General features: G+C 65.5%; 26 protein-coding genes. 9 read left to right on the top strand and 17 right to left on the bottom strand.

Annotated elements, in window-relative coordinates; genetic code table 11:
• Positions 1 to 47: 47 nt before the first annotated feature.
• The 14 genes from argB to DOM56_RS04750 form a co-directional block, all read right to left on the bottom strand.
• Positions 48 to 950, bottom strand: coding sequence for an acetylglutamate kinase (gene argB, locus DOM56_RS04815; RefSeq protein WP_110602158.1), 903 nt, complete (start codon positions 948 to 950; stop codon positions 48 to 50).
• A 92-nt stretch (positions 951 to 1,042) separates the two neighbouring features.
• Complete coding sequence (locus tag DOM56_RS04810; RefSeq protein WP_110707775.1) at positions 1,043 to 2,461, bottom strand: phosphomannomutase/phosphoglucomutase; 1,419 nt, start codon at positions 2,459 to 2,461, stop codon at positions 1,043 to 1,045.
• A 43-nt stretch (positions 2,462 to 2,504) separates the two neighbouring features.
• Positions 2,505 to 3,056, bottom strand: a complete 552-nt coding sequence (locus tag DOM56_RS04805) for a YaeQ family protein (protein ID WP_110707774.1) — start codon at positions 3,054 to 3,056, stop codon at positions 2,505 to 2,507.
• Between the two features lie 45 nt (positions 3,057 to 3,101).
• A complete protein-coding gene (gene dut, locus DOM56_RS04800) occupies positions 3,102 to 3,578 on the bottom strand; it encodes a dUTP diphosphatase (protein ID WP_110707773.1) in 477 nt (158 codons plus the stop codon).
• 83 nt (positions 3,579 to 3,661) lie between these two features.
• A complete protein-coding gene (gene coaBC, locus DOM56_RS04795; protein ID WP_110707772.1) occupies positions 3,662 to 4,921 on the bottom strand; it encodes a bifunctional phosphopantothenoylcysteine decarboxylase/phosphopantothenate--cysteine ligase CoaBC in 1,260 nt (419 codons plus the stop codon).
• A gap of 105 nt (positions 4,922 to 5,026) precedes the next feature.
• Positions 5,027 to 5,380 carry a hypothetical protein gene (locus DOM56_RS04790; RefSeq protein ID WP_157958167.1) on the bottom strand — a complete coding sequence of 118 codons (354 nt, stop codon included), beginning with the start codon at positions 5,378 to 5,380 and terminating at the stop codon, positions 5,027 to 5,029.
• Positions 5,381 to 5,520: 140 nt separating this feature from the next.
• A complete protein-coding gene (uxuA, locus tag DOM56_RS04785; protein WP_110707770.1) occupies positions 5,521 to 6,693 on the bottom strand; it encodes a mannonate dehydratase in 1,173 nt (390 codons plus the stop codon).
• A gap of 2 nt (positions 6,694 to 6,695) precedes the next feature.
• Complete coding sequence (locus DOM56_RS04780; protein WP_110707769.1) at positions 6,696 to 8,183, bottom strand: mannitol dehydrogenase family protein; 1,488 nt, start codon at positions 8,181 to 8,183, stop codon at positions 6,696 to 6,698.
• Positions 8,184 to 8,187: 4 nt separating this feature from the next.
• Entirely contained in the window at positions 8,188 to 9,468 is a 1,281-nt protein-coding gene (locus DOM56_RS04775; RefSeq protein WP_110707768.1) for a TRAP transporter large permease, read from the bottom strand.
• The gene (locus DOM56_RS04770; protein WP_110707767.1) at positions 9,468 to 10,043 is read right to left on the bottom strand and encodes a TRAP transporter small permease; all 576 of its coding nucleotides are present in this window, start codon (positions 10,041 to 10,043) and stop codon (positions 9,468 to 9,470) included. Before DOM56_RS04770 ends, DOM56_RS04775 begins: the two co-directional genes overlap by 1 nt.
• Before the next feature lie 79 nt (positions 10,044 to 10,122).
• Entirely contained in the window at positions 10,123 to 11,106 is a 984-nt protein-coding gene (locus DOM56_RS04765) for a TRAP transporter substrate-binding protein (RefSeq protein ID WP_110707766.1), read from the bottom strand.
• 100 nt (positions 11,107 to 11,206) lie between these two features.
• A complete protein-coding gene (locus DOM56_RS04760) occupies positions 11,207 to 12,229 on the bottom strand; it encodes a Zn-dependent oxidoreductase (RefSeq protein WP_110707765.1) in 1,023 nt (340 codons plus the stop codon).
• Positions 12,230 to 12,286: 57 nt separating this feature from the next.
• The gene (gene manD, locus DOM56_RS04755; RefSeq protein ID WP_110707764.1) at positions 12,287 to 13,498 is read right to left on the bottom strand and encodes a D-mannonate dehydratase ManD; all 1,212 of its coding nucleotides are present in this window, start codon (positions 13,496 to 13,498) and stop codon (positions 12,287 to 12,289) included.
• Between the two features lie 29 nt (positions 13,499 to 13,527).
• Positions 13,528 to 14,232, bottom strand: a complete 705-nt coding sequence (locus DOM56_RS04750; protein ID WP_110707763.1) for a GntR family transcriptional regulator — start codon at positions 14,230 to 14,232, stop codon at positions 13,528 to 13,530.
• Positions 14,233 to 14,408: 176 nt separating this feature from the next.
• Here DOM56_RS04750 and radC point away from each other — a divergent pair, with 176 nt between their 5' ends.
• The 7 genes from radC (at position 14,409) to DOM56_RS04715 (ending at position 19,004) form a co-directional block, all read left to right on the top strand.
• Positions 14,409 to 15,083, top strand: coding sequence for a DNA repair protein RadC (gene radC, locus DOM56_RS04745; protein WP_110707762.1), 675 nt, complete (start codon positions 14,409 to 14,411; stop codon positions 15,081 to 15,083).
• A 308-nt stretch (positions 15,084 to 15,391) separates the two neighbouring features.
• Positions 15,392 to 15,628 (top strand): 50S ribosomal protein L28, encoded by a 237-nt coding sequence (gene rpmB / locus DOM56_RS04740; RefSeq protein WP_110602189.1) that lies wholly within the window; start codon positions 15,392 to 15,394, stop codon positions 15,626 to 15,628.
• Positions 15,629 to 15,639: 11 nt separating this feature from the next.
• Positions 15,640 to 15,795 carry a 50S ribosomal protein L33 gene (rpmG, locus tag DOM56_RS04735; protein WP_035472447.1) on the top strand — a complete coding sequence of 52 codons (156 nt, stop codon included), beginning with the start codon at positions 15,640 to 15,642 and terminating at the stop codon, positions 15,793 to 15,795.
• Between the two features lie 124 nt (positions 15,796 to 15,919).
• Positions 15,920 to 16,735, top strand: a complete 816-nt coding sequence (gene mutM, locus DOM56_RS04730) for a bifunctional DNA-formamidopyrimidine glycosylase/DNA-(apurinic or apyrimidinic site) lyase (protein WP_110707761.1) — start codon at positions 15,920 to 15,922, stop codon at positions 16,733 to 16,735.
• Between the two features lie 227 nt (positions 16,736 to 16,962).
• Positions 16,963 to 18,156 (top strand): class I SAM-dependent rRNA methyltransferase, encoded by a 1,194-nt coding sequence (locus tag DOM56_RS04725; protein ID WP_342596570.1) that lies wholly within the window; start codon positions 16,963 to 16,965, stop codon positions 18,154 to 18,156.
• Between the two features lie 27 nt (positions 18,157 to 18,183).
• On the top strand, positions 18,184 to 18,513 hold the full coding sequence (locus DOM56_RS04720; protein ID WP_110707760.1) for a DUF2007 domain-containing protein: 330 nt from the start codon (positions 18,184 to 18,186) through the stop codon (positions 18,511 to 18,513).
• Between the two features lie 50 nt (positions 18,514 to 18,563).
• Positions 18,564 to 19,004: a thioesterase family protein gene (locus DOM56_RS04715; RefSeq protein ID WP_110707759.1), complete on the top strand. Its 441-nt coding sequence runs from the start codon at positions 18,564 to 18,566 to the stop codon at positions 19,002 to 19,004.
• 72 nt (positions 19,005 to 19,076) lie between these two features.
• Here the strand turns inward: DOM56_RS04715 and DOM56_RS04710 are convergent, their stop codons facing one another.
• From DOM56_RS04710 to DOM56_RS04700, 3 genes are read right to left on the bottom strand one after another with little or no spacing between them, the layout of a single operon-like run.
• Complete coding sequence (locus DOM56_RS04710; RefSeq protein ID WP_110707758.1) at positions 19,077 to 20,594, bottom strand: sodium:solute symporter family protein; 1,518 nt, start codon at positions 20,592 to 20,594, stop codon at positions 19,077 to 19,079.
• The gene (locus DOM56_RS04705; protein WP_110707757.1) at positions 20,587 to 20,868 is read right to left on the bottom strand and encodes a hypothetical protein; all 282 of its coding nucleotides are present in this window, start codon (positions 20,866 to 20,868) and stop codon (positions 20,587 to 20,589) included. Before DOM56_RS04705 ends, DOM56_RS04710 begins: the two co-directional genes overlap by 8 nt.
• 54 nt (positions 20,869 to 20,922) lie before the next feature.
• Positions 20,923 to 22,314 carry an amidase gene (locus tag DOM56_RS04700; RefSeq protein ID WP_110707756.1) on the bottom strand — a complete coding sequence of 464 codons (1,392 nt, stop codon included), beginning with the start codon at positions 22,312 to 22,314 and terminating at the stop codon, positions 20,923 to 20,925.
• A 404-nt stretch (positions 22,315 to 22,718) separates the two neighbouring features.
• Here DOM56_RS04700 and ald point away from each other — a divergent pair, with 404 nt between their 5' ends.
• Together ald and DOM56_RS04690 are read left to right on the top strand one after the other, a co-directional pair.
• Positions 22,719 to 23,837 carry an alanine dehydrogenase gene (gene ald, locus DOM56_RS04695; protein ID WP_110707755.1) on the top strand — a complete coding sequence of 373 codons (1,119 nt, stop codon included), beginning with the start codon at positions 22,719 to 22,721 and terminating at the stop codon, positions 23,835 to 23,837.
• 317 nt (positions 23,838 to 24,154) lie between these two features.
• Entirely contained in the window at positions 24,155 to 25,168 is a 1,014-nt protein-coding gene (locus DOM56_RS04690) for a tryptophan--tRNA ligase (RefSeq protein WP_110602200.1), read from the top strand.
• The last annotated feature ends 6 nt before the right edge of the window (positions 25,169 to 25,174 follow it).

Raw genomic sequence — 25,174 nt, 5'->3', positions numbered from 1 at the left:
GCGGGCCCTCCACGCCCGCGATGTATGAAAAGAGGCTCTTGTCGGGTTCAGTCCCGATGATCGGTGATCTGGGTGCCGACCCCGGCATCGGTGAAGATCTCCAGCAGGGTCGAATGGACAACGCGGCCATCGACGATGACAGCACTGTCGACACCGCCCTTGACGGCATCCAGCGCGCAGCGGATCTTCGGCAGCATGCCGCCGTAGATCGTCCCGTCGGCAATCAAGGCGTCGACCTGTTCGGTCGAGAGGCCGGTCATGACGTTGCCCTGGGCATCCTGCAGCCCCGCGACGTTGGTCAGCAGCATCAGCTTTTCGGCCTTGAGCGCCTCCGCCACCTTGCCGGCGACCAGATCGGCGTTGATGTTGTAGCTATGGCCTTCGCGATCGACCCCGATCGGCGCGATCACCGGGATGTAGTCGGCCTTCGAGAGCATCTCAATCAGGTCGGTGGAGATGTGCTCGACCTCGCCGACATGGCCGATATCGATGATCTCGGGTTCGGCCAGTGCCGGATTGTACTGTTCGACCTTGAGCTGGCGCGCCCGGATCTGGGCGTTGTCCTTGCCGGTCAGGCCGATCGCCTTGCCGCCACACTGATTGATCTGGGTCACGATGTTCTTGTTGACCAGTCCGCCCAGCACCATCTCGACCACGTCCATGGTTTCGGCATCGGTCACGCGCATGCCGTTGACGAAGCGCGATTCGATGTTGAGCCGTGCCAGCAACTGGCCGATCTGCGGGCCGCCGCCGTGCACCACCACCGGGTTGATGCCGACCTCCTTCATCAACACCATGTCGCGGGCGAAGGAGTCGATCAGCTTGTCCTCGGTCATGGCGTTGCCGCCATACTTGACCACCACCGTCTTGCCCGAATAGCGCTGGATGTAGGGCAGCGCCTCCGACAGGATCTCGACCACCTGGCGCGGGTCGCGCGGGCTCTCGTTCATGAGGCGTTATCTCTCCACTGTCTGTGCACCGTAAGCCTGCCGGCACCGGCGGCGCGTTCCCTGTTGTTGCGTATGTCTCGTGCGCTGCGATCTCAGAACGGCAGTTCGACGTGCGGCGCCACCGCGAGCACCGCGGCGCCGAACCGCTGCTGGATACGCGCCAGTGCCGCTTGGTCCTTGCCTTCGAATCGCAGGACCAGCATCGGCGTGGTGTTGGAGGCCCGGCAGAGCCCCCAGCCATCGGGGTAGTCGACGCGAATGCCGTCCAGCGTCGTCTTGATGCCATCCTGACCGAAGTCGCCATTCTCGGCCAGTCGCTCGACGATCGCGAACTTCTCCTCGTCGGTCACCGGGGCATTCAGCTCCGGAGTGCTGACGTCCTGGGGAAACGCGCTGAAGTAGCGGTCGGCATCCACCGTCTGGCGCGACAGAATTTCCAGCAGCCGGGCGGCGGCATAGAGTCCGTCGTCGAAGCCGTACCAGCGTTCGGCGAAGAAGATATGGCCGCTCATCTCGCCGCCCAGCTGCGCGCCGGTCTCCTTCATGCGTGCCTTGATCAGCGAGTGGCCGGTGCGCCACATCTCGGGCTCGCCCCCGGCCCGCTCGATGATCTGGGCCAGATTGCCGGTGCACTTGACGTCGAAGACGATACGCGCGCCAGGATCTCGTTCGAGCAGGTCGGTGGCGAATGCCATCATCAGCCGGTCCGGGTAGATCATCTCGCCGGCCGGCGTGACCACGCCCAGGCGATCGCCATCGCCGTCGAAAGCCAGCCCCACATCGGCACCGGTCTCCCGAACCTTGGCGATCAGGTCGACAAGGTTCTCCGGCTTGCCGGGGTCGGGGTGATGGTTGGGAAAGTCGCCGTCGATCTCGGCAAACAGGGGAACGGTCTCCGCCCCCAGCGCCTCGATCAGCCTGGGCCCCAGTTCGCCGGCGACGCCGTTGCCGCAATCCACTACCACCTTGAGCGGACGTCCGATCCCGGACGGGTCGAGGGAGACGTCACCCAGAATGCGCTGAAGATAACTCTCGCCGATATCGCGCTGCTCCAGCGAGCCTTCGCCCTCGCTCAACTCGCCGCTGCGGATGCGCGCGAGCAGGCCCGTGATCGCCTCGCCGGAGATGGCGACGCCGTCGAGCACGATCTTGAAGCCGTTGTAGTCAGGCGGATTATGGCTGCCGGTCACCATCACGCCGCTACGGCTCTCGTCCAGCGTCGCGGTGGCGAAGTAGAGGACCGGGGTCGGCACGCGGCCGATATCGATCACGTCCCTGCCGGCGGCGCGCAGGCCGCGGATCAGCGCCGCCTGGAGGCGAGGGCCGGAGTGGCGGCCATCACGGGCGACGATCACCGTCTGCTGCCCCCTCGCCGCCGCTTCGCTACCCACCGCGCGACCGATCCATTCCACGGTCTCCTCGGTCAACGTCTCGTCGACGATACCGCGAATGTCGTAGGCCCTGAAGATCGAGGCCGGCACGTCGGCGCCGGGCTGCTCATTCGTCGTCATGTTTCAATCTTCCTTTGTTTCGCGAACGGCTTCGACGCGAGATTCATGCCCAGCGCTCGAACTCCAGCGCCACCGAAACCTGGCCGTCTGTCATCAGCCATTCGCCTTCCATCCGGGTGGCGTCGAGGCTCAGGTTGCGGTCGACGAGCGCGGTCAGCGCCGCCAGCGGTTCCGGCGGCGGGCTCCAGACCGTCACCCGGGGCAGGGCCAGAACATCGCTTTCGAGCTTCTTCCACCACTGTGCCGCACTGCGCGGGGCGTAGGGATATACCACTACCCGTTCCGCCCGGGAAAGGCCCTGCTTGATGCGCTTCAGCGACGGCTCGCCCAGCTCTATCCACAATAGGATTCGCCCATCCGGTGCCTTGAGCCAGAGATCCGGCTCGTCGTCGGTACTCAGGCCGCGCGTCATGGCGAGATCGTTGTCAGCGCCGATGGCGTGCGCATTGTCGATGAATGCCAGCAGGCGCACCATCAGTCGCGTCGCCGTCTCGGACGGGTGGCAGGCCACGGTCAGCGCATGATCGCCATAGTAGTGGCGATCCAGATCGCTGACGTTGAGTTTCGCTTTATAGATGGTTGCGCTTAGCGCCACGTGACATGTCCTTGCAGAGAACGGCTATGGGAGGCGGAAGACGATTCACTGCCGGCCGGAGTGACCGAACCCGCCGCCGGCGCGCTCGGTGGCGACGAAATCCTCGACGATGTCGAGCTCGGCCTGGACCACCGGCACCAGCACGTACTGCGCCAGCCGCTCGCCGGGCTCGAGCACGAACGTCTCCTGACCGCGGTTCCAGACCGAGATCATCAACTCGCCCTGGTAGTCCGAATCGATCAGCCCGACCAGATTGCCGAGCACGATACCGTGCTTGTGGCCGAGGCCGGAACGCGGCAGGACGACGCCGGCCAGGCCCGGGTCACCGATGTGGATGGCCAGGCCGGTGCGGACCAGGGCCGTGTCGCCGGGCGCCAGCGTCAACGCGTCGTCGAGCAACGCGCGCAGGTCCATGCCGGCGCTGCCTGTGGTGGCGTAGTGGGGCAGCGGGTAGTCGTGTACCCGCTCATCGAGAATCTTGACCGAGAGCTTGGGTCTGGCGGGCGCAGTGCTGAGTGACATGAAGCGTCGTTCCTGAGGGTGCATGAAGTGAGATGACGAGCAGGCCGCCCAGCTTACCACCGCTGGGAGGCGGACCGGATGCGTTAGCGCAGACGATCGGCGATGTGATCGACGATGGCGTTGGCCAGTGCTGTCTTGGGCTGACGCGGCAAGGCGTGGCGCCGGGTCCGCTCCCGCTCCCGCCACAGCAGCGTGGCGGCATTGTCGTCGCCGCCGAAGCCGACCCCCTCGAGGGAGACATCGTTGGCGACGATCAGGTCCAGGCGCTTGCGTTCGAGCTTGCTGCCGGCGTGTGTCTCCAACGACTGGGTCTCGGCGGCAAAGCCGACCGTGAACGGTCGGTCCGCCCGCGCCGCGATCGTGGCGACGATATCCGGATTGCGCACCAGCTCGAGGGTCAGCCCGTCGGCGTCTTCCGTCTTCTTCAACTTGTGTTCGCTGACGGCGGCGGCGCGGTAGTCGGCCACCGCGGCACAGCCGATGAACAGATCGCACGGCATGCGGGATTCGACCGCAGTCAGCATCTCCACCGCCGAGATCACGTCGATCCGTTCGACACCGGGCGGCGTCGAGAGCGTCACCGGGCCGCTGACCAGCGTGACGCTGGCGCCACGCTCGGCGCAGGCCGCGGCCAGGGCGTAGCCCATCTTGCCGGAGCTGTGGTTGGAGAGATAACGCACCGGGTCCAGGGCTTCGCGGGTGGGTCCAGCGGTGATGACCACGCGCTTTCCGTCCAGATCCCGGTGCACGGGCATCACCCGTGACGCCGCTTCCTGGCCCGGTTCTAGCTCGCCCAGCAGCCGGGCGAGAATGGTCTCCGGCTCGAGCATGCGGCCGAGGCCGACGTCGCCACAGGCCTGGTCGCCGGCGTCGGGGCCCAGCAGCGCCCAGCCCAGCTGCTGCAGCCGGTCGGCATTGGCCAGGGTGGCCGGATGACGCCACATCGCCTGGTTCATGGCCGGCGCCATCAGGCAGCGGGCTTCGGTGGCGAGACAGAGGGTGGTCAGCAGGTCGTCGGCGTGACCGTGGGCCAGCCGCGCCATCAGGTCGGCGGTGGCGGGGGCGATCAGGATGATATCCGCCCATTTCGCCAGCTCGATGTGGCCCATGCCGGCTTCGGCTTCCGGATCCAGCAGCGATGTCCGCACCGGCTCGCCGGTCAGCGCCTGCAGCGTCAGCGGGGTGATGAAAGCCTGCGCGCCTTCGGTCATGACCACGCGAACTTCGGCCCCCGTCTTCTTCAACAAGCGGGCGAGATGGGCGCTCTTGTAGGCGGCGATGCCGGCGCTGATGCCGAGCAAGATGCGGGTTCCGGCCAATCCCGGACCAATCGGTAGCGACATGGGATCTGTCCTGATGGTTCGGTCGTTACCATACCACTGCGGTCGCGGGTTGCGTAATGGTGCGCTGGAAGTGGCGACCGCCGTTGCAGCGGCCGCCCGTGGCGATCACTCGGCGTTGCTGAGCTCGCCTTCACCGACGACCTCGTCGCCGTCAAGCCACTCGATGCTCTCGTCACTGTCCTGGCGGACGCCGTAGCAGGTCGGTTGACCATCGCCGTAGTCGAAGCACATGCGATCGTCGACGATCGTGGCCTGGCCGGTGTATCCATCGCCCTCGATCTTGCCGTCCTGGCGATAGACTTCGTCGTACTGCTGGCCGCTAGCCATGGCGCCCTGAACGCGATGCCCCCAGACCTGCTGCTGGATCTCGTCGCCGCTGAGTCGCTCGCCCTCGGCGGCGGTTGCCGTGGCCGCGAAGGCGAGCGCCGCCAGCGTGGTCGCCAGCCAGAGGGTTGGCAATATTCGAACCGTGGGAGGGACCGGTGATGTCTTGATCGGCATGGTTCATGAACCCCGCGCTGTTGCGTGAATGGTGGTCGTACGAGTCTGCCGTACTGAGGAGCTTACGTGGAAAGGCGCGAAGGAGATGCACCGGACCATCAAAAGAGCCGCGCTACCGCAAGTTCCACCCCGCGCAGTTCGGCCAGCCCCTTGAGCCGGCCGATCAGCGGGTAGCCGGGGCGGGTGTCGCGGTGGAGATCGTCGAGCAGGTGGTGGCCGTGATCGGGGCGCATGGGCAGACGTGGACCGCCGTCACGCTGGCGCCGACGCTGTTCGCGAACCAGCTCGACGATCACCCCGACCATGTCGACATCGCCGTCCAGGTGCTCGGCCTCGTGGAAACTGAGCGGGTCGGCTTCGCGCCGGGTAGCGCGCAGATGCACGAAGTGGATGTAAGGCGCGAAGCGTTCCGCCATGGCGACGAGATCGTTCTCCTCGCGAACGCCGTAGGAGCCGGTGCAGAAGGTCAGGCCGTTGGCGGTGCTGGGCGCGCTGTCGAGCACGAACTGGGCGTCCTCGGCGGTGGAGACGACGCGCGGCAGTCCCAGCAGTTCCCGGGGCGGATCGTCCGGATGAATCGCCAGGCGCACCCCGGCTTGCTCTGCCGCGGGCACGATGGCGCGTAGAAACGCTGCCAGATTGGCGCGCAAGCGTTCGGCGTCTATGCCACGGTAGGCGGCAAGGGCGTGGCGAAAGTCTTCGAGGGTGTAGTGCTCCTCGGTGCCGGGCAGCCCGGCGATGACGGTATCGATCAGGCGCGTTCGTGCCGCGGCATCGAGCGTGTCGAGGTAGGCTCTGGCCGCTTCCCGCTCGGCGTCGCCGTAATCCGCGTGTGCACCCTCGCGCTCGAGCAGAAACAGATCGAAGGCCGCGAAGGCCGTCTGGTCGAAACGCAGCGCGGTTCCGCCGTGCGGCAACGGCCAGGCGAGGTCGGTGCGGGTCCAGTCGAGGATCGGCATGAAGTTGTAGCAGACCACATCGATACCGCCCTGGCCGAGATTGGCCAGCGTCCGGCGATAACTCTCGATATAGCGCTCGGCTTCCGGCAGTCCCTGCTTGATCGCTTCATGAACCGGCACGCTCTCCACCACCGACCAGGTCAGACCGGCGGCTTCGATCGTTCGCTTGCGCGCGGCGATCGCGTCCACCGGCCACACCTCGCCATTAGGAATGTCATGCAGTGCGGTGACGATGCCGGTCGCGCCGGCTTGGCGAATCTCGCCGAGGGTGATGGGGTCGGCCGGGCCGAACCAGCGCCAGGTATGTTCCATGATCAAGCGTCCCGATCAGAAGCGTTGAGGGTCAAGGCGGCAATGGCGGACTCCACGCCGTCGTTTTCCAGTCGCGCCAGTGCCGCGAGGATCTGCCGGGAGAACGGCCGGTCGTCGCGCATCGCCACGGGAAACACGGCATCGAGGGCGAGAAAGGCGTCGGTCAGCGCGGCGGGGTCGTCGCCGTGACGACGGTGGAGCGTCGCGAACGTCTCTGCCATGGGGTCGTCCACCGGATGCGGCTGGCCGTTGAGATCGGTGCCCGCGGTATAGCGAATCCAGCCGGCCACGCCCAGCGCGGTCGCACTGATCTCGTCGCCGGCAGTCATTCGTTCGACACCACCGGCCAGCCAGCGCTGGGGCAGCTTCTGCGAACCGTCCATGGCGATCTGCTGCAGGCGGTGGCGCAGGCTATCGTTGGCGAAGCGGGCCAGCAGGCTGTCGGTGTAGGCAGCGACATCACTCCCCGCCGGCAGTGAGAGTGTCGGGATCGCTTCCTGCTGCCAGTAGTGCCGGAGCAACCCGCGAAACGCCGGGCGCGCAACGGCGGCATCGACCGTCTCGATGCCGGCCAGCGCGCCGAGATAGGCGAGCAGCGAGTGGGCGCCGTTGAGCAGCCGCAGCTTCATGGTTTCGAACGGCGCGACGTTGGCGACCATCTCGACGCCATCGGCTTCCCAGTCCGGTCGGCCCAGCGGGAAGTCATCCTCGACCACCCACTGGCTGAAGGTCTCGCACACCACGGCGGCAGGGTCGTCGATACCCAGTCCGGCCAGGCGCGTCCGGTCCGCGTCGGTCATCGCCGGCACGATGCGATCCACCATGCTCGAGGGGAAGGCGACACTGGCGTCGATCCATTCTGCCAGTTCGCCATCTCTATGCCGCGCCAGCGAGACCACCGCACGCCGCGTGCGCCGGCCGTTATGGGGCATGTTGTCGCAACAGAGCACGGCGAACGGTGGGATGCCTGCCGAGCGGCGTCGCGCCAGTGCCTCCAACAGCATGCCCGGTGCGGTATCCGGCGATTCGGGATGGGCGATGTCGTGGGCGATCGGTGGCGCGTCGGTCAGCAACTCGCCGCTGGCCGGGCTGAGGAAGTAGCCCTTTTCGGTCACCGTGAGGGTGACGATGCGCACGGCGGGATCGCTCATCCGCGCCAGCAGCGCCTCCCGGTCCGGGCCGTCCGGGCCTGCGTAGAGCGCTTCACGGATGGCGGTGACTTCTCGCAGCGTGACATGCTCGCTGTCGCTGAATTCGGCCACGTGATAGCGGCAGTCGCCGTCGCGCAGTTGATCGACCAAGGTGCGATTGGCGCGGATATTGGCGCTGCAGATGCCCCAGTCGTCCGCACCGTCCCGATCGAGATATCGCTGCACGCAGACCGCCTGATGGGCGCGGTGAAAGGCGCCCAGGCCCAGGTGGACGATGCCGATCCCGCTCGGGGGCCGCCGGCTCGGCTTACGCTCGATGTTGATGTCGGCTGCGGTCATGAGGCTATTTCCCCATCAGCAGGTTGGGCAGCCACAGTGACAGCGCCGGCACGAACGAAACCAGCATCAGCACGATCAGGTTGCAGATCAGGAACGGCACGATGGCTTTCGCCACCCGCAGCATGGGCAGCTTGCCGATGCTCGAGACCACGAACAGGCAGACGCCCACCGGTGGCGTGGTCAGGCCGATCATCAGGTTCAGTACCGCCATCACGCCGAAGTGGATCGGGTCCATGCCGACCCCCGTCGCCACGCCAAGCAGGGCCGGGAACAGGATGATCAGCGCGGCAATGGTCTCCATGAAGGCGCCGACGAACAGCAGGATCAGGTTGAGGATCAGGATGACCACGATCGGGTTGCTGCTGATGCCGAGAATCGCATCGGCGAGCAGCTGGGGGATCTGCTGGCTGGTCAGGATCCAGCCGAACAGGTTGGCCAGGCCGACGAGCAGCATCAGCGAGGCCGAGGTGATGACGGTGTCGGACAGGATCCCACCCAGATTGCGCCAGTTGATACCCTTGTAGACGAAAGTGCCCACCAGCAGTGCGTAGAGACTGGCGACGATCGACGCTTCGGTCGGGGTGAACAGGCCGCCGATGATGCCGTAGAGGATGATGAAGGTCATCAGCAGCGCCCAGAACGCGCTGCGGCCTTCCTTGATCAACTCCCTGAAGGTGGCGCGCTTCTCCTTGGGGTAGCCGCGTCGCACCGCCAGCCAGTAGGCGGTGATCATCATCGCCACGCCCAGCAGCAGGCCGGGCAGCGCCCCGGCGAGGAACATGCGGCCGACGGAGATGCCGGAGAGCGAACCGACGATGATCATCGGCACGCTGGGCGGAATGATCGGGCCGATGGTGGATGAAGCGGCCGTGATGGCGGCGGCGAACGGCTTGTCGTAGCCGGCCTTGGACATGCCTGGAATCATTACCGAACCGATGCTGGCGGCATCCGCCACCGCCGTGCCGGAGATGCCGCTGAAGATCATCGAACCGCCGACGTTGGCCAGGCCCAGGCCGCCGCGAATGTGGCCAACCAGGGCGTTGGAGAAGCGCACGATATGCTGGGTGATATTGCCCACGTTCATCAGGTTGCCGGCCATCACGAAGCCGGGAATGCAGAGCAGCACGAAGGAGTCGATGCCGGAAAACATGCGCTGCGGCACGATGGTCAACGAGATACCGCCAAGCATCAGGTAGGCGAGTGACGACACGCCGAGACAGAAGGCGATCGGCAGACCGATCAGCAGCAGGATCAGAAAGGTGGTGAAGAGAACGGCGATTTCCATCAGAGCGCCTCCTGGCGTTCACCACGAACCATGGCGATGATGCCCTCGGCGAGACCGATCAGGCTGTAGAGCAGCAGCGTGGCGAACAGCACCACCGATGAGAAAAAGATGTAGAGCATGGGGATGCGCAGCGTTGGCGAGGTCTGAAACGCACCGATCTGGGCGAACTGCCAGGCGTTGGGCAGCACCACCAGCGTGAAGGCGAACGTGATTGCCGAGACCAGCGCCAGGTAGGCAGCCCGACCACGGAAACCGAGCCAGCCGTGGAACAGCTCTACGTTGACGTGGCGATGACGGTGCTGCACCACGCCGGCACCCATCGCCACCATGTAGATGAAAAGGTAGCGGGTCAGTTCTTCGGTCCAGGAGAGCGTGATGGGCAGGAACAGACGCGAGGCGACCTGCAGCAGCACGGTCAGCGACAGGCCCACCAGCGCGATGACGGCCAGTGTCAGCAGAACGCGGTCGAGGGCGTTGGCCAGCCGGCCGATGGGGCCGCCCAGTCGCGGAACGCGGGTCAGTGTCTCGAGGTTTTCCTGAATCTCCTGGTGAATCTCCGTCTGTGGTTGCGACATGGCGGTCTCCCGACGAGATGAGAAGCGGGGGCGGCGAGCGCGCTACCCCCGAGTACATGGGCTCGTAACCCGCAGGGGATTACAGCGCCTGGATGGCCTTGTAGAGCGCCTTCTGTTCGTCGTTCAGGGCGTCGAGCACGGCAGGCTCGGCTTTCTTGGCGAAGGCCGCCTGATCCACCTCGACGAACGTCATGCCCTTGTCCTTGAGCGCCTGTTCGAGACGCTTCTGATCCTCGACGAACAGCGTCTCCTCGTAGGACTGCATCTCGCTGGCGGCATCTTTCACCACGGTCTGCAGGTCGTCCGGCATCGACTCGAGCTTCTGCTTGCCGATCACCACGTAGATCCAGCTACGCACGTGGTCGGTCATGTCGACGTACTTCTGCACCTCGTTGAAGCTGGCGCTTTCGATCAGGCTGAGCGGGTTCTCCTGGGCCTCGATGGTGTTCTGCTGCAGCGAGGTGAAGACTTCGCTGAACGCCATCGGGGTCGGGCGGGCGCCCAGCGCTTCCCAGGTGTCGACGAACAGCGGCACGTTGGGTACGCGAATGCGCAGGCCGTCGAGGTCGTCCGGGGTCTTGATCGGACGATTGGAAGTGAGTTCGCGGGGACCGCGCTCGAACCAGGCCAGCGGTACCAGGCCGGTGCGCTCGGTGATCTGCGCCTCGATCTGCTGGCCGACGTCGCCCTCCACGGCCTTGCGCATCTGGTCGGCGTCACGGAACAGGTAGGGCACGGCCATCATCGCCGCCTTGGGCGCCCAGTTCTGCAGACTCTCGCCGGTGATGGTCATGTCGGCGGTGCCGAGCTGGATGCTGTTGATCACATCCATTTCGCTGCCGAGCTGCTCGTTGGGAAACACCTGGACCTCGATCCGGCCGTCGGAGTTGGCTTCCACCAGCTCCTTGAACTTCAGTGCGGCCTTGTTCCAGATGTTCTGCTCGTTGGCCAGATGGCCGAACTTCAGCGTGTAATCCGCAGCCATCGCCGCTTGGCTGCCCAGTAGCGTGGCCCCGAGGGCCGCGCCGGCCAGCAGATGCTTGAGGGTTGTCGTTGTCAACATGGCGTGAGTCTCCTGTCGCGTCGATACGCGTCGGTGTTGTCGTCCGGGCCAGCGCTGTTCCGGGTCTGTTCCGGCATGGGTGGCGGACTCGAGCGGACGTTCAAGGCGAGATTTTCACCAGCACCTTGCGCGCCTGTTCCGGATGGTTCTCGAGCAGATCGATGGCGCCGGGCATCTCGGTCAGGGGGACGCGATGGCTGATCAGCGCCTTGGGAGCGAGACGACCCGTGGCGATATGCTCGACCACCTCCGGGAATTTGCGGTTGCTCAGGCGGGAGCCGACCAGTGTCAGCTCCTTCTTGATTACCTCCAGCTGAATCAGCTCGCTGGGCGTCGGACTGAAGCCCAGCAGGCCGATGCGCCCGGCGGGACAGGCCATGCGCAGCATGGTGGGCAGCAAGGCCGGTACGCAGGCGGCATCGGCGATCAGCGGAATGCCTTCGCCGTCGGTGGCGGCCAGCACGGCCTGTTCGAGATCTTCGCTGCGTCCGTTGATGGTGTGACTGGCACCCAGTTCGCGGGCCGTGGCGAGGCGTTCGTCGAGGATGTCGGTGACGATCACCTGCTCCAGGCCCAGGGCGCGGGCCATCTGCAGCACGGTCAGGCCGATCACGCCGGCACCGATCACCAGCAGGCGGTCGCCGGGCCGAGGGTCCATCCGCGAAAGCACGTTGGCGGCGATCGAATAGGGCTCGACCAGGGCGGCGGCATCGAGATCGAGATCGTCGGGAATACGGTGGGCGTTGGCCGCCGGCACGCTGACCCGTTCGGCAAAGCCGCCGTTTCTGTGAACGCCGATCACCTGCATGGCGCTGCAGACGTTGGGTCGACCGATCCGGCAGGGATAGCACCGGCCGCAGCTGACGACCGGGTCGATACAGACACGGTCGCCGACACGGGCGGGGTCGACGCCATCGCCCACGGCGCAGATGACGCCGGCGAACTCATGGCCGGTGATCCGCGGGAACTGCACGAAGGCGTTGTCGCCGTGGATGATGTGCATGTCCGAGCCGCAGATGCCGGCGTAGGCGACGTCGACGATCACTTCGCCCGGGGCCGCACTCGGTGCGGGCCGATCGCCGATGGCGAAGGCATGTGGGGCACTGACTTCAAAGGCTTGCATCGATGACGCTCCTGACTGTGTCGCGATCGCTCTGACCCGGGCTCACAGGTGTCTGGTTCACCAGTGCCACAGGGTGCCGTCCTCGAGCCGGTTGACCGGCAGGCTGGCACGCTTGAACGGATAGCGAGCCGCGGCTTCCTCGTCGATGTCGACGCCATGCCCCGGCGTTTCGCCGACCAGGAAGTGGCCATCCTCGAAGCGATAGTCGTGGGGGAAGACGCTGTCGGTCAGCGGGTCGTGGGGCATGTGCTCCTGAATGCCGAAGTTGGGTACCCAGGTATCGAAGTGGATCGCGGCGCCGAGACACACCGGCGACAGGTCGGTGGGGCCATGGAAGCCGGTGCGCACGTGATAGAGCGAGGCCAGGTCGGCGATCCGACGCAACTGGGTGATCCCGCCGCCGTGAGTCAGCGGGGTGCGGATGTAGTCGATCCACTGGTTCTGGATCATCTCGCGGCAGTCGTGGATCGAGTTGAACACCTCGCCGATCGCCAGGGGCGTGGTGGTGTGTTCGCGGATCAGGCGCAGGCTCTCCTGGTTTTCGGCGGGCACGCAATCCTCGAGCCAGAACAGGTGATAAGGCTCGACCGCCTTGCCCAGGCGCGCGGCCTCGATGGGCGTCAGCCGGTGGTGGACGTCATGCAGCAGGTGCAGCTCGTGGCCGAAGCGCTCGCGTACCGCGGCGAACAGCTGGGGCACGTGGTTGAGATACTTCTCGGTGCTCCAGACGTGCTCGGCAGGGAGTTCGGAATCGGCCGGCTCGTAGCGCTCGCCCTCGCGCTTGGCGACGCCGTAGATCGTCTTGATGCCGGGGACGCCGGCCTGTACACGGACGGCCCTGTAGCCCAGCTCGACATGACGGGCGACTTCCTCCAGGCAGTTGTCGATGTCCTTGCCGGTGCAGTGGGCGTAGGTCATCACCCGCTCGCGGCTCTTGCCGCCCAGCAACTGGTAGAGCGGCATGCCGGCGGCCTTGGCCTTGATATCCCACAGCGCCATGTCGACGGCACCGATCGCGCTCATGGTCACCGGGCCGCGACGCCAATAGGCGCCGCGATAGAGGTATTGCCAGGTGTCCTCGATGCGGCTGGCATCGCGACCTATCAGCGCCGGCACGACGTGCTCTCCGAGATAGGCCGCAACCGCCATTTCGCGGCCGTTGAGCGTGGCGTCGCCGATACCGTAAGTGCCGGATTCGGTGATCAGCTTGAGCGTGACGAAATTGCGTCCCGGACTGGTGACGATGACGCGTGCATCGATGATTTTCATGGAATCTCCGGCTGGGGAAGGCGGCAGCTTCAGTGGGTGGCGAACAGGTCGGGGAAGCGGTCGATCAGGCGAGGCAGCGAGGTCAAAAGCTCTCTCAGGTGCGCCTGCACGGCTCGCTCGGCGGCTTCCGGGTCGCGAGCTTCGATCGCCGCGACGATGCTGGCGTGCTGGTCGACCAGCGTCTCCAGCGGTGTGCCGTCGGGCACGCTGATGTATCGGACGCGGTCGAAATGCGCCTTGACCTCCTCGGTGAAGCGCCAGGCCGACTCATGCCCTGCTTCCCGGGAGAGGGTCTGGTGGAAGGCTTCGTCGAGCACGTAGAAACGTTCGTAATCGCCGCTGTCGATGGTTCGACGCTGGCGTTCGACCAGTTCCAGCAGATCGTCCATCCCGCGTCGGGAGAGTCCTTGCTCGGCGGCCGACTTGGCCACCGCCACCTCGATCGCCTCGCGCACGAAGCGCGCGCTGTAGACGGCCTGCGGCGAAATCTTGACCACGAAGGTGCCGCGCTGGGGACGCACCTCGACCAACCCCGCTTCGGAGAGGCGGATGAACGCTTCGCGAACCGGCTGGCGGCTGACCTCGAAGGTGTCGGCAATCTCTTTCTCCGACAGTGCCTGGCCCGGTGCCAGTACCAGCCGGATGATGGCGTGGCGCAGCACGTCGTAGAGCCGCTGGCGCACGTGCCCGGCTTCCGAGGCGTTCCAGAGTGTCTGCAGGGTCGTCGTGGTCAAGGGCGCTCCGGTGTTCACGGCTGACTGTCTTGTCTGACTAGTATGGTAGTTGTTTCGATGCGTTGACGATTCGACTTTGGGCGCAGGAAAACGTGGTCACCGTCACAGTTCCCGCCGGTTCTGCCGATGTCTCTTTCAGTGGGCCACGATTCGCCATCGAAGGAGACCAGGCAGCGATGGGCATACGCGATTGGCCGGAGGGGGAGCGGCCGCGGGAGAAACTGTTGATGCTGGGGTCGGCGGCACTGTCCGATGCCGAGTTGCTGGCGATCTTTCTGCGCGTCGGGGTCAAGGGGCGCTCGGCGGTGGACCTGGCGCGGGATCTGCTGAGCAGTTTTGGTGGGCTGCGCCAGTTGCTGGAAGCGGATCGCCAGCGATTCTGTGCCGAGCATGGCCTGGGTGAAGCGAAATTCGTGCAGCTTCAGGCCACGCTAGAGCTGTCCCGTCGTCATCTGGGCAGCCTCCTCGAGCGGGAGGCGGCACTGACCTCGCCGGCGCTGGTGCGGACTTTCCTGAGCGCGCAGCTGCGTCATCTTGACCATGAGGCATTCGCGGCGCTGTTTCTGGACACCCAGCATCGGGTGATCCGCTTCGAGATCCTCTCCGAAGGCACGCTGGACAGCGCCTCTGTCTACCCGCGAGAGGTTGCCCGGCGAACGCTGGCGCACAATGCCGGTGCGGTGATCTTCGCCCACAATCACCCCTCCGGCGTGGCCGAACCCAGCGATGCCGACCGGCGGATCACCGAGCGACTGCGCGAGGCGCTGGCACTGTTCGATATCCGCGTTCTGGACCACTTCGTGATCGGCGATGGTGAGGTGATCTCCTTCGCCGAACGGGGATGGCTGTAGAAAAGCCCCAATTTCGAGATTCGGATGGGAAGACGTATCGGATTCGGGTAACATGCCGCGCCATGTTCTCGGGTGGTCGCCGCTCCAGCGGTGTATCGGCAACGATCGACGCGGTGCTTGAAGGGCGCCGATTGTTGCGAAGAGCAGGGGGCTCTGGTATAAAGTACGCCCTTTGAATCGGGGCATACGGTGACGGCCCGCCATTTCGAGCGTTTCGGAGATGGCAGGAAGAGTCGCGAAAAGCGATCTCGACACCGAATGTCCGAGATAAACCGAACAACCCAACCCGCCAGTGGTCGGAGGCTTCCATGTCCCAAGTTTGTCAGGTTACCGGTAAGCGTCCGGTGACTGGTAACAACGTCTCGCACTCACAGCGCAAGACACGTCGTCGTTTCGTCCCGAACCTGCACACGCATCGTTTCTGGGTCGAATCCGAGAAGCGTTTCGTCAAGCTGCGTCTGTCCTCCAAGGGCATGCGCATCATCGACAAGAAGGGCATCGATGCGGTGCTCAGCGACATTCGCAAGCGTGGCGCCAGCCTTTAAGGAGTCGAGACATGCGTGACAAGATCAAGTTGGTGTCCAGTGCCGGTACCGGCCACTTCTACACCACGGCCAAGAACAAGCGTAACACCCCGGACAAGCTGGAATTCAAGAAGTACGATCCGGTCGTTCGCAAGCACGTCATCTACAAGGAAGCCAAGATCAAGTGATCTAGCTTTCCGCTGGTGCTGAAGTGCTGGCGCAGGAATGACAGTACGGAAAACCCGGTCCTCGACCGGGTTTTCTCGTTTGTGGTGAATCCGTTTGTGATGAAAGAGTCGCGAGAACAGACGCATGCCCGAGCTCCCCGAAGTCGAAACCACCCGCCGCGGCATCGCTCCCCACGTCGAGGGACGGGAGATCGTCGAGGTCATCGTGCGCCAACGTAGCCTGCGCGTGCCGATTCCTGGCGATCTGGAGTCGACATTGATCGGCGCCCGGTTTGGCGAGCTTTCCCGGCGCGCCAAGTATCTACTGCTGCCGCTGGCGGAGCGCACCCTGCTGTGGCATCTCGGCATGTCGGGAAGCCTGCGCATTGCCCGCGTCGGCGACCAGCCCAAGAAGCACGACCATGTCGACGTGGTGGTCGAGGGGGGCAATATCCTGCGCTATCACGATCCCCGCCGCTTCGGCTTCGTCGACTGGCTGGCGGGAGACGTCGAATCGGATACCCGGCTGTCGAGGCTGGGGCCGGAACCGCTGTCGCCGGCGTTCGATGGCCAGCGACTCTACCGGCTTTCCCGAGGACGCCGAGCCGCGGTGAAAACCTTCATCATGGACAACGCGGTGGTCGTGGGCGTGGGAAATATCTACGCCACCGAGGCGCTGTTCATGGCCGGCATCGACCCGCGCCGAGCCGCCGGGCGCGTTTCGCTCGAACGTTTCGAGCGTCTCGTCGACGCGATCAAGACGGTGCTGGCGGCGGCGATCACCCAGGGTGGTACGACGCTGCGGGATTTCGTCAGCGGTAGCGGCGAACCGGGTTACTTCGCGCAGCGCCTCAACGTCTACGGGCGCGGGGGGCAACCCTGCCGCCATTGCGGCCTGGAGCTGCGCCATGTCGTGCTGGGGCAGCGCGCCACGGTGTACTGTGCGATCTGCCAGACCTGATCGCTCGCCGTCTCCGTCGGCATCTTGGCCGATGAAGCGGGAACCTTGCCGCTCGCTCGTTTTCCAACTCGGGCGCGGTGGCTGGCCGCTATGTGCGTTCGAGGGTTGGGGAATTCGCGGGTGTTGTTAGAATGCGCCAGCATCTCCGTTCGATATCGCGCCGCCCGAAACGCTTTTTTATCTCTTTTGCTGTTGTCCTTCCCGATGGAGCCCCGCCAATGGAGTCAATCGTGACCCAGACCCTGCGTCTCAAGAAGAATGCCGATCGTCGTCTCAAGGCGGGCCATCTGTGGCTCTATTCCAACGAGATCGATATCCAGGCCACACCGCTCAAGGGCCTGGAACCGGGGGCGCAGGTGACTATCGAGGCCGCCAACGGCAAGGCTTTGGGCGTCGCCTATGTCAATCCGAACTCGCTGATCTGCGCCCGCGTCGTCTCCCGCGATGCCGACGTTCGGCTCGATCGCTCGCTGCTGGTGCACCGCTTCAATCAGGCGCTGGCGCTGCGCGACCGGCTGTTCGCCAAGCCGTTCTATCGTCTGATCCACGGCGAGGGCGACCTGCTGCCGGGCCTGATCGTCGACCGGTTCGACGACGTGCTCGTGGTCCAGCTCAACACCCTCGGCATGGAGACGGTGCGTGACGAGGTGATCGCGGCGCTCGACAAGGTGCTCTCGCCGAGAGCGATCGTGTTCAAGAACGACTCCAGTGGTCGTCGCCTGGAGCAGCTCGAGTCCGAAGTGGCGGTGGTTCACGGAGAACTGCCGGACGAGGTGCTGCTGGAGGAGAACGGTGTCCGTTTCGTGGCGCCGGTGCTGGACGGCCAGAAGACCGGCTGGTTCTACGACCATCGCGCCAACCGCGCCTGGCTCAACGGTCTGGTCGCCGGCAAGCGGGTGCTCGATCTGTTCAGCTACGTCGGCGGCTGGGGCGTCCAGGCGGCGGCGCACGGTGCCAGCGAGGTCCTGTGTGTCGATGCGTCGCAGACGGCGCTCGACCGGGTGGCCGAGAACGCCGCCCTCAACGGGCTCCACGAGCAGGTCTCGGTCGGCCACGGTGACGTTTTCGAAGCCATGACGGCGCTGCGCGCCGAGGGCGAGAAGTTCGATGTGGTGGTGCTCGATCCGCCGGCATTCATCAAGAAACGCAAGGATCTCGCCAATGGCGAGCGCGCCTACGCGCGCCTCAATCGCGAAGCGATGCGGCTGCTGGGTCGCGATGGCCTGCTGATGTCGGCCTCCTGCTCCATGCACCTGTTCGAGGAGCGCCTGGTCGAGTGCGTGCGGGGCGCGGTTCGCCACCAGGATCGTCACGGTCAGATCATTTATCGCGGTGGCCAGGCCGGAGATCACCCGGTGCATCCGTCGATTCCCGAAACCGCTTACCTGAAAGCGCTCGGCGTGCGGGTTTTCCGGAACTGATGATCGCGACGATCCGGTGACGGTGACATGAGCGTCGAACAGGTTCGGGTCTTTCGTCACGCCAATGTCTTGCTGGTCAGTCATGTTCGTAATGTGATCGAGAGCGCCGGCGTTGCGGCCACGTTGCGCGACATGACCCTGGCCGGTGGGGCGGGCGAGCTGCCGCCCGATCAGTGCGAGGCAGAGGTCTGGGTGGCCGCCGCGGCCGAGGCGCAGGCGGCCAAGCTGGTTCGAGAAGCTCTCGATGGCCCCGCTACGGCCCTGCCGGAGTGGTGCTGCCAGGGCTGCGGGGAACGTCTCGAGGGTGTGTTCGACCGTTGCTGGCAGTGCGGTCGTGATCGCCCGGATCGCAGCTGAGCCCCATCGCTGCCGTTGCGGCGCCGTCTGATTCAACCCAGGAGGTTTGCATGGACTGGGACCTGCCCACGCCTTTCGTGATCGATATCGATGTCGAGCGCTCGAGCATCGATCACTACGGCCATGTCAACAACGCCGAGTATCTGCGCTGGGTCGAGCGTGCCAGCTGGGCGCACTCGCGCGCGCTGGGGCTGACGCTGGAGGACTATCGCGCGCTCAATCGCGGCATGGTCGTTCACCGTCATGAACTGGACTATCTGGCACCGGCCTTCGAGGGCGACCGCTTGCAGCTCTCGACCTGGATCGTCAGTTGCGACGGTCGCCTGTCGCTGGAGCGGCGCTTTCAGCTGCGCCACGTCGAAACGTCCCGCACGTTGCTGCGCGCACATACCCGCTTCGTCTGCATCGATATGGAGAGCTGCCGGCCGAAACGCATGCCGTCGTGTTTCGCCGAGGTCTACGGCGGCGCGTGCGTCACCGCGGATCGCTGAATCCCCAATTCGCTGAATCGGAACGCCACCGGCCCCGCTCGTCTCGACGCGCGGGGCCGGTGGCGCTTTGGCTCATGGGTTGGCGGGCGAGGGTTTTGTCTCGCGCTCGCCGGTTGAGCGGGATGTCGACCGCCCCGGGGCGACGATCGCCATGAAGCGCGCGAGTGTCGCGTCGCTGGCCGGACGCGTGATCCGGGAGACGGCGACGAACAGCGGCAGGTTGATGATCAAGCCCCAGGCGCCGGCGTGGACGCCGAGCGGGTTGGGCCACACTACCGTGAACAGGACGGTCACGATGAACCCGGCCGACAGCCCGCACAGCACCCCGGTTCGGGTGGCTCGCGGCCACACGAACAGGCCGATGAAGGCCGGCAGCATCTGGGCGGCGAAGCCGAGCCCGACCAGCAGGATCATGATCAGGTTGCCGGGATTGAGCATGGCCACCGGGCCGACGATCAGCAGCATGATCGGAAAGATCAGGTAGCGCGCGAGCTGGCCGGTGCGTCGCTCCGAAAGCTTGAACAGCGGGCGGATCACGTCCCGGGTCCAGGTCAGCGCGGTGCCGTGGATGTAGGGCTCGCTGGAGGACATCGCGGCGGCCAGCGTGCCGGCGCCGAGCAGACCGACCAGTACCGGTGGCATCTGCTGGAATGCCAGCTGCAGGGCGACGGTGTCGGCGCGCTTCAGGTCGGGCAGGCTGAAGATACCGATGAAACCGACCACCACCATCGGCAGGATGACGAAGTAGTAGGTCGGCAGCCAACTGGCGCTGCGGCGGATGCTCTGGGCCGAGTCGGCGCTCATCCACTGCAGCCAGACCGGCTGCTGGAACGAGAACATCGAGACGATGATCGACGAGGTCCAGAAGGCGAAACTCATGTCGCCGAGGCCGCCCGGCAGCGTCAGGAAGTCGACATGGGTCTCGCGCAGGCGTTCGAACACCCCGCCGAACCACCAGTCGCCGGTCAGCCGATGGGCCGCCCAGAGCCCGATCGTCCAGGCCACGATCAGCATCAGGCCGCCCTGAAACGCGTTGGTCACGCCGATGGCGCGCTGGCCGCTGATGAACAGATAGATCGCGATGGTCCCCAGCACCAGCCAGATATTGAGCGTGAAGGGCAGCAGGCCGCCGCTCATCACTTCCAGGATGTAGGCCGCGCCGATGGTCTGGAGGACGGCATAGGCCATGGCGCCGATCGACATCACCAGTGACGTCAGCGCGCCGAGCAGCGGACTCTCGAAGCGATCCGCCACCGCCTGGGCCTGGGTGACGTGGCCAAGTCTGGCGCCGAACGCCCACACCCGGGGGCCGCAGTACCAGGCGATCAGGGCCAGATAGCTCAGGTAGATGACGACGTAGAATACCGGCACGCCCTTGCTCCAGGCCCAGCCCGGCGCGCCCATGAAGGTGTAGGCGCTGATGCTGCCGGCACCCATCAGCAGATACATCACCACTGGCCCCATGCTGCGTCCGGCGACGCCCCACTGCTCGAGACTGTCCATGCGATGGCTGCCGCGGGCGCGAACCCCAAGCCACAGCGCCACGGCCACGTAGGCCAGCGTCATCAGCAGTGGAATCGGTTCACTCATCGACACGCTCTCCCGCTCCTGACGCCGGTATGGTCGGATCTGCCTGGGTGATCGAGGTCGGCAGGGGCAGCAGCCGGTTGGCCAGCAGCATCACACCGGTCGATGCGAGGATGATCAGGCAGGACCAGGCCGCCAGCGCCGGCAGACCCAGTATCAGCACGGCGTGGTTGGCCAGCAGCACGGCCGGCCACAGCCCGGCCAGGATGACCAGCAGGAAGAGGGCGAGCAGCGCCTTCCCTCTCCTCGTGGCAGGGCGGATCAAGCGGTGGTTCATGAGATGACTCCAGCATCTTGGGGTTGGCGAGGATACCGTGCCCAGGCCTCCGGTTCAGCTTCGTGGCGGTGTCGGCCAGGTGTGAATCGGTCCTCGCCACTGTTCGAAGAGACGGGCGAGCTGCAGCACTCGATGATCCTCGAAGCGTGGCGCGATCAGTTGAATGCCGAGCGGCAGGCCGTCGCGACCGAAACCGCCGTTGAGGGACAGTGCCGGCTGCTCGCCCATGTTCCAGGGCAGCGTGAAGCCCAGGTGCTCGAACGGATGGTCCGGGTCGTTGGAGGGGTGGCCGTACTCGGCGGGGAAGCTGTAGACCGGCGTCGTCGGGGAGAGTATGGCGTCGACATCGTCGAACGCGGCCTCGGTGGCGCGGCGCAGGGCAAAGGTCTGCTCGAAGCCGTGGACGACATCGACCGCGCTCAACTCGGCGCCGCGCGCCGCCCATTGGGTAATCATGGGAAAGATCCGGGCGTGCTGCGAAGCGCTCAAGGCCGCCAGCGACTTCCACTGCCGTGCACGCCAGAAGTTGTCGAGACCGTCGAGCATCTCGCGGGTCATCACCGGTGCCACCGGCACCAGCTTGGCCCCGGCGTGCTCGAACTTCGCCGCGGCGGCTTCCACGGCCGCCAGGAGCTGGGGATCGATGGTCAGGCCGCAGCCGGCGTCGAGCATCACGCCAAGCCGGAGGCCCGACAGCTCGAGCGAGAGCTCCATCCAGTCGATCCGGGATGGGGGCAGGCGGGTCGGATCGCGGCGATCGGTGCGGGAGAGCGTTTGCATCATCAGCGCGGCGTCCTCGACCGTGCGGGTCATCGGCCCTGCACAACGCCCGGTATAGCAAGGGTCGATGGGGATGCGTCCCAGCGTGGGCTTGAACCCGACCAGACCGCACCACGCGGCCGGTAGGCGCACCGAGCCACCAATGTCGGTGCCGACATGCAGCGGCCCGAGGCCGGCGGCCGCCGCCGCGCCGGCGCCGGAACTGGAGCCGCCGGGATTGGCGTCGAGCTTCCAGGGGTTGCGGGTCAGGCCGTGGAAGGTCGAGACGCCGGAGGACATCATGCCGAAATCGGGGCAGGTCGTCTTGGCGAAGATCAAAGCTCGATCCTCCCTCAGCCGTGCCGCTGGCGGGGCGTCGTCGCGGGCCGGCGTCAGTTCGGTGACCACGGTTCCCTGCGGAATCGGCACGCCACGGGTGGCGATCAACTCCTTGATCGTGACCGGGATGCCGTCGAGGGGGCCTAGAGGTGCACCGTCACGCCAGCGCCGGGTGGCTTCGGCGGCCTCGGTCGTCAGCGTCGTCTCGTCGTAGGCATAGAGCGCGTTGATGTGAGGTTCCCAGGCCCGAATGTGGGGAATGAGCTCGGCGACGTAGTCGGCGGGCGAAAAGCGACCGTCGCGAAAACCGATCAACAGCGTCGTCGCGGATGCATCGAGGAGGTTCATGGCGAGAGGATCCCGTTGGCGTTGTCGTGGGTATCGGTTCCTAGCATGCCGCGTGTTGGCGGGCTGTCGCCACCGCCAAATGGTCAGCGCGGTGTAATGATCCGGTGCCCGTCGGGCCAGGCCTGGTGGTGACTCGGCGCAACCGGTGCGCCATGAAGCCGCCCCGCAGGTCGGCCGGCTCGGTGGTGACGCGGCGTGAACTCGCGTCGGCGCGACGACGGCAGGAGGTGTTAGTGCTGATTGGTTCGATCCGCTTTTTATGACGGTATTTTCGAGAATATTTTTTACCAAAATCTCTATTTCAGTGAATTTGCATCTTTTCTGGTGCGCTATCCCGTCCTTATCGCTGTTGTGCTGTAATTCCTGCGATCCTTCAATGACAACCAGAGATCGAGGCAACGACCATGCATATCGGCGTCCCCAAGGAAATCAAGAACCATGAATATCGCGTCGCCCTGACCCCGGGCGGCGTGCGTGAACTGGTGGCGCGAGGCCACCAGGTCGGGGTACAGGCGGAGGCGGGGATTGGATCCGGCTATCCGGACGATGCCTATCGCGAGGCCGGCGCCGACATCGTGGCCGACGTCGACGCGCTATGGGCGAGCGCGGAGCTGATCCTCAAGGTCAAGGAGCCGCAGGCGGAAGAGGTCGCCCGGCTGCGCCCGGAGCAGACGCTGTTCACTTACCTGCACCTGGCCGCGGAGGAGACGCTCACCCGTGGCCTGATCGACAGCGGCGCCACCTGCATCGCCTACGAGACCGTCACCGACGACCTGGGGGGCTTGCCGCTGTTGGCGCCGATGAGCCGCGTCGCCGGCCGCATGGCCGTCCAGGCGGGAGCCCACAGTCTGGAGAAGGCCCAAGGCGGTGCCGGCATACTGCTGCCGGGGGTGCCCGGCGTGGCGCCGGCCAAGGTCACGGTGATCGGCGGCGGCGTGGTCGGCGAGAACGCCGCGCGCATGGCGCTGGGGCTGGGTGCCGAGGTGACCATACTCGACAAGTCCCTGCCCCGGCTGGAAGTGCTCGACCATCGTTACCAGGGTCGGATTCGCACGGTCTATTCGACCACCGAGACGCTGGAGGTCGCGGTGCGCGAGTCCGACATGATCATTGGCGCCGTGCTGGTCCCCGGCGCGGCTGCCCCCAAGCTGATCACCCGAGCGATGCTCGGCGAGATGAAGCCGGGCAGCGTACTGGTGGACGTGGCGATCGATCAGGGCGGCTGCTTCGAGACCAGCAAGCCGACGACCCATGCCGAACCCAGTTACGTGGTCGACGGGATCGTGCACTACTGCGTCGCCAACATGCCCGGCGCGGTGGCGCGAACCTCGACCCAGGCGTTGACCAACGCCACGCTGCCGTTCGTGATCGCGCTGGCCGACAAGGGCTGGAAGCAGGCACTGGCCGATGATGCGCATTTCCGCGCCGGCCTCAACGTCCATGCCGGTCAGGTGACCTACACCGCCGTCGGCGAAGCGTTCGGGCTGGAAGTGGTTTCAACCGAGCAGATTCTGAAGGGCTGAGGTCGAGCATCCTCCGAGGCATGGGCCAACAGGCGAGATCGATAAATGGGGGAAACGCTGCACAAACCCTGCGCCATGTGATGGCGCAGGGCGTGCGGTGCCCGTGGCGCTGGCATCGGTGGCTGTCACGATTCCTCCGAACGGAGCGCTTCTCTCGCTACCGGCGGCGCGAGAAGGCGCTGCGTCGCTCCCCATCGCCTCATCGCTGGTAGCCGGTCGGCATCGGTCTGTGGAGGTTCCCGCGGGTGTTCGCTCTGGGGGAGGTGGCAGGGTAAACTGCCCGCACTGCCACTTTCCCCTAGCGATTCGAAGAGTTCATGAGCAAGCGACGCGTTCTTACCGGTATCACCACCACGGGTACGCCGCATCTGGGCAATTATGTCGGTGCGATCAAGCCGGCCATCGCCGAGAGCCAGAATCCCGATGTCCAGTCCTACTACTTCCTTGCCGACCTGCATGCGCTGATCAAGGCGCAGGACCCGCAGCGGGTGCAGCAGTCGCGGCTCGAGATCGCCGCCACTTGGCTGGCGCTGGGGCTGGACACCGACAACGCGATCTTCTATCGCCAGTCCGACATCCACGAGATCCCGGAACTCGCCTGGTTGCTCTCCTGCGTCTGCGCCAAGGGGTTGATGAACCGCTCCCACGCCTACAAGGCGGCGGTCGCGGAGAACGAAGAGGGCGGCGTCCCCGATCCGGATCGCGGTGTCACCATGGGGCTGTTCGGCTATCCGGTACTGATGGCCGCCGATATCCTGATGTTCAACGCCCACAAGGTGCCGGTAGGGCGCGATCAGATCCAGCATATCGAGATGGCCCGCGACATGGCGGGGCGGTTCAACCATATCTACAAGGGCGACTACTTCACCCTGCCCGAGGCGATCGTCGACGAGAAGGTCGAGGTGCTGCGCGGGCTCGACGGGCGCAAGATGTCGAAGAGCTACGACAACACCATCCCGCTGTTCGTCTCGGCCAAGAAGCTGCAGAAGCTGGTGCGCAAGATCAAGACCAACTCGCTGGAGCCCGGCGAGCCCAAGGACCCGGAAACCTGCACCCTGTTCCAGATCTACAGCGCTTTCGCCACGGCGGAGGAGAGCGCCGACATGCGTCGCCGCTACGCCGAGGGAATCGGCTGGGGCGAGGCCAAGAACGAGGTGTTCGAGTACCTCGATGCGCAGCTGCGCGAACCGCGCGAGCGCTATGAGGCGCTGATCAACGACCCCGGCCATATCGAACAGGTGCTGCAGCGGGGCGCCGAGCGTGCTCGCGCCGAAGCCAATGTCCTGATGGAACGGCTGCGGGTGGCCGTGGGGCTGGGGCGCTTCCAGTAGGCTTCG

It is taken from the genome of Salinicola sp. CR57 (assembly GCF_003206585.1).
Classification (GTDB): Bacteria; Pseudomonadota; Gammaproteobacteria; order Pseudomonadales; family Halomonadaceae; genus Salinicola; species Salinicola lusitanus.
This window is presented reverse-complemented; position numbering and strand designations above follow the sequence as displayed.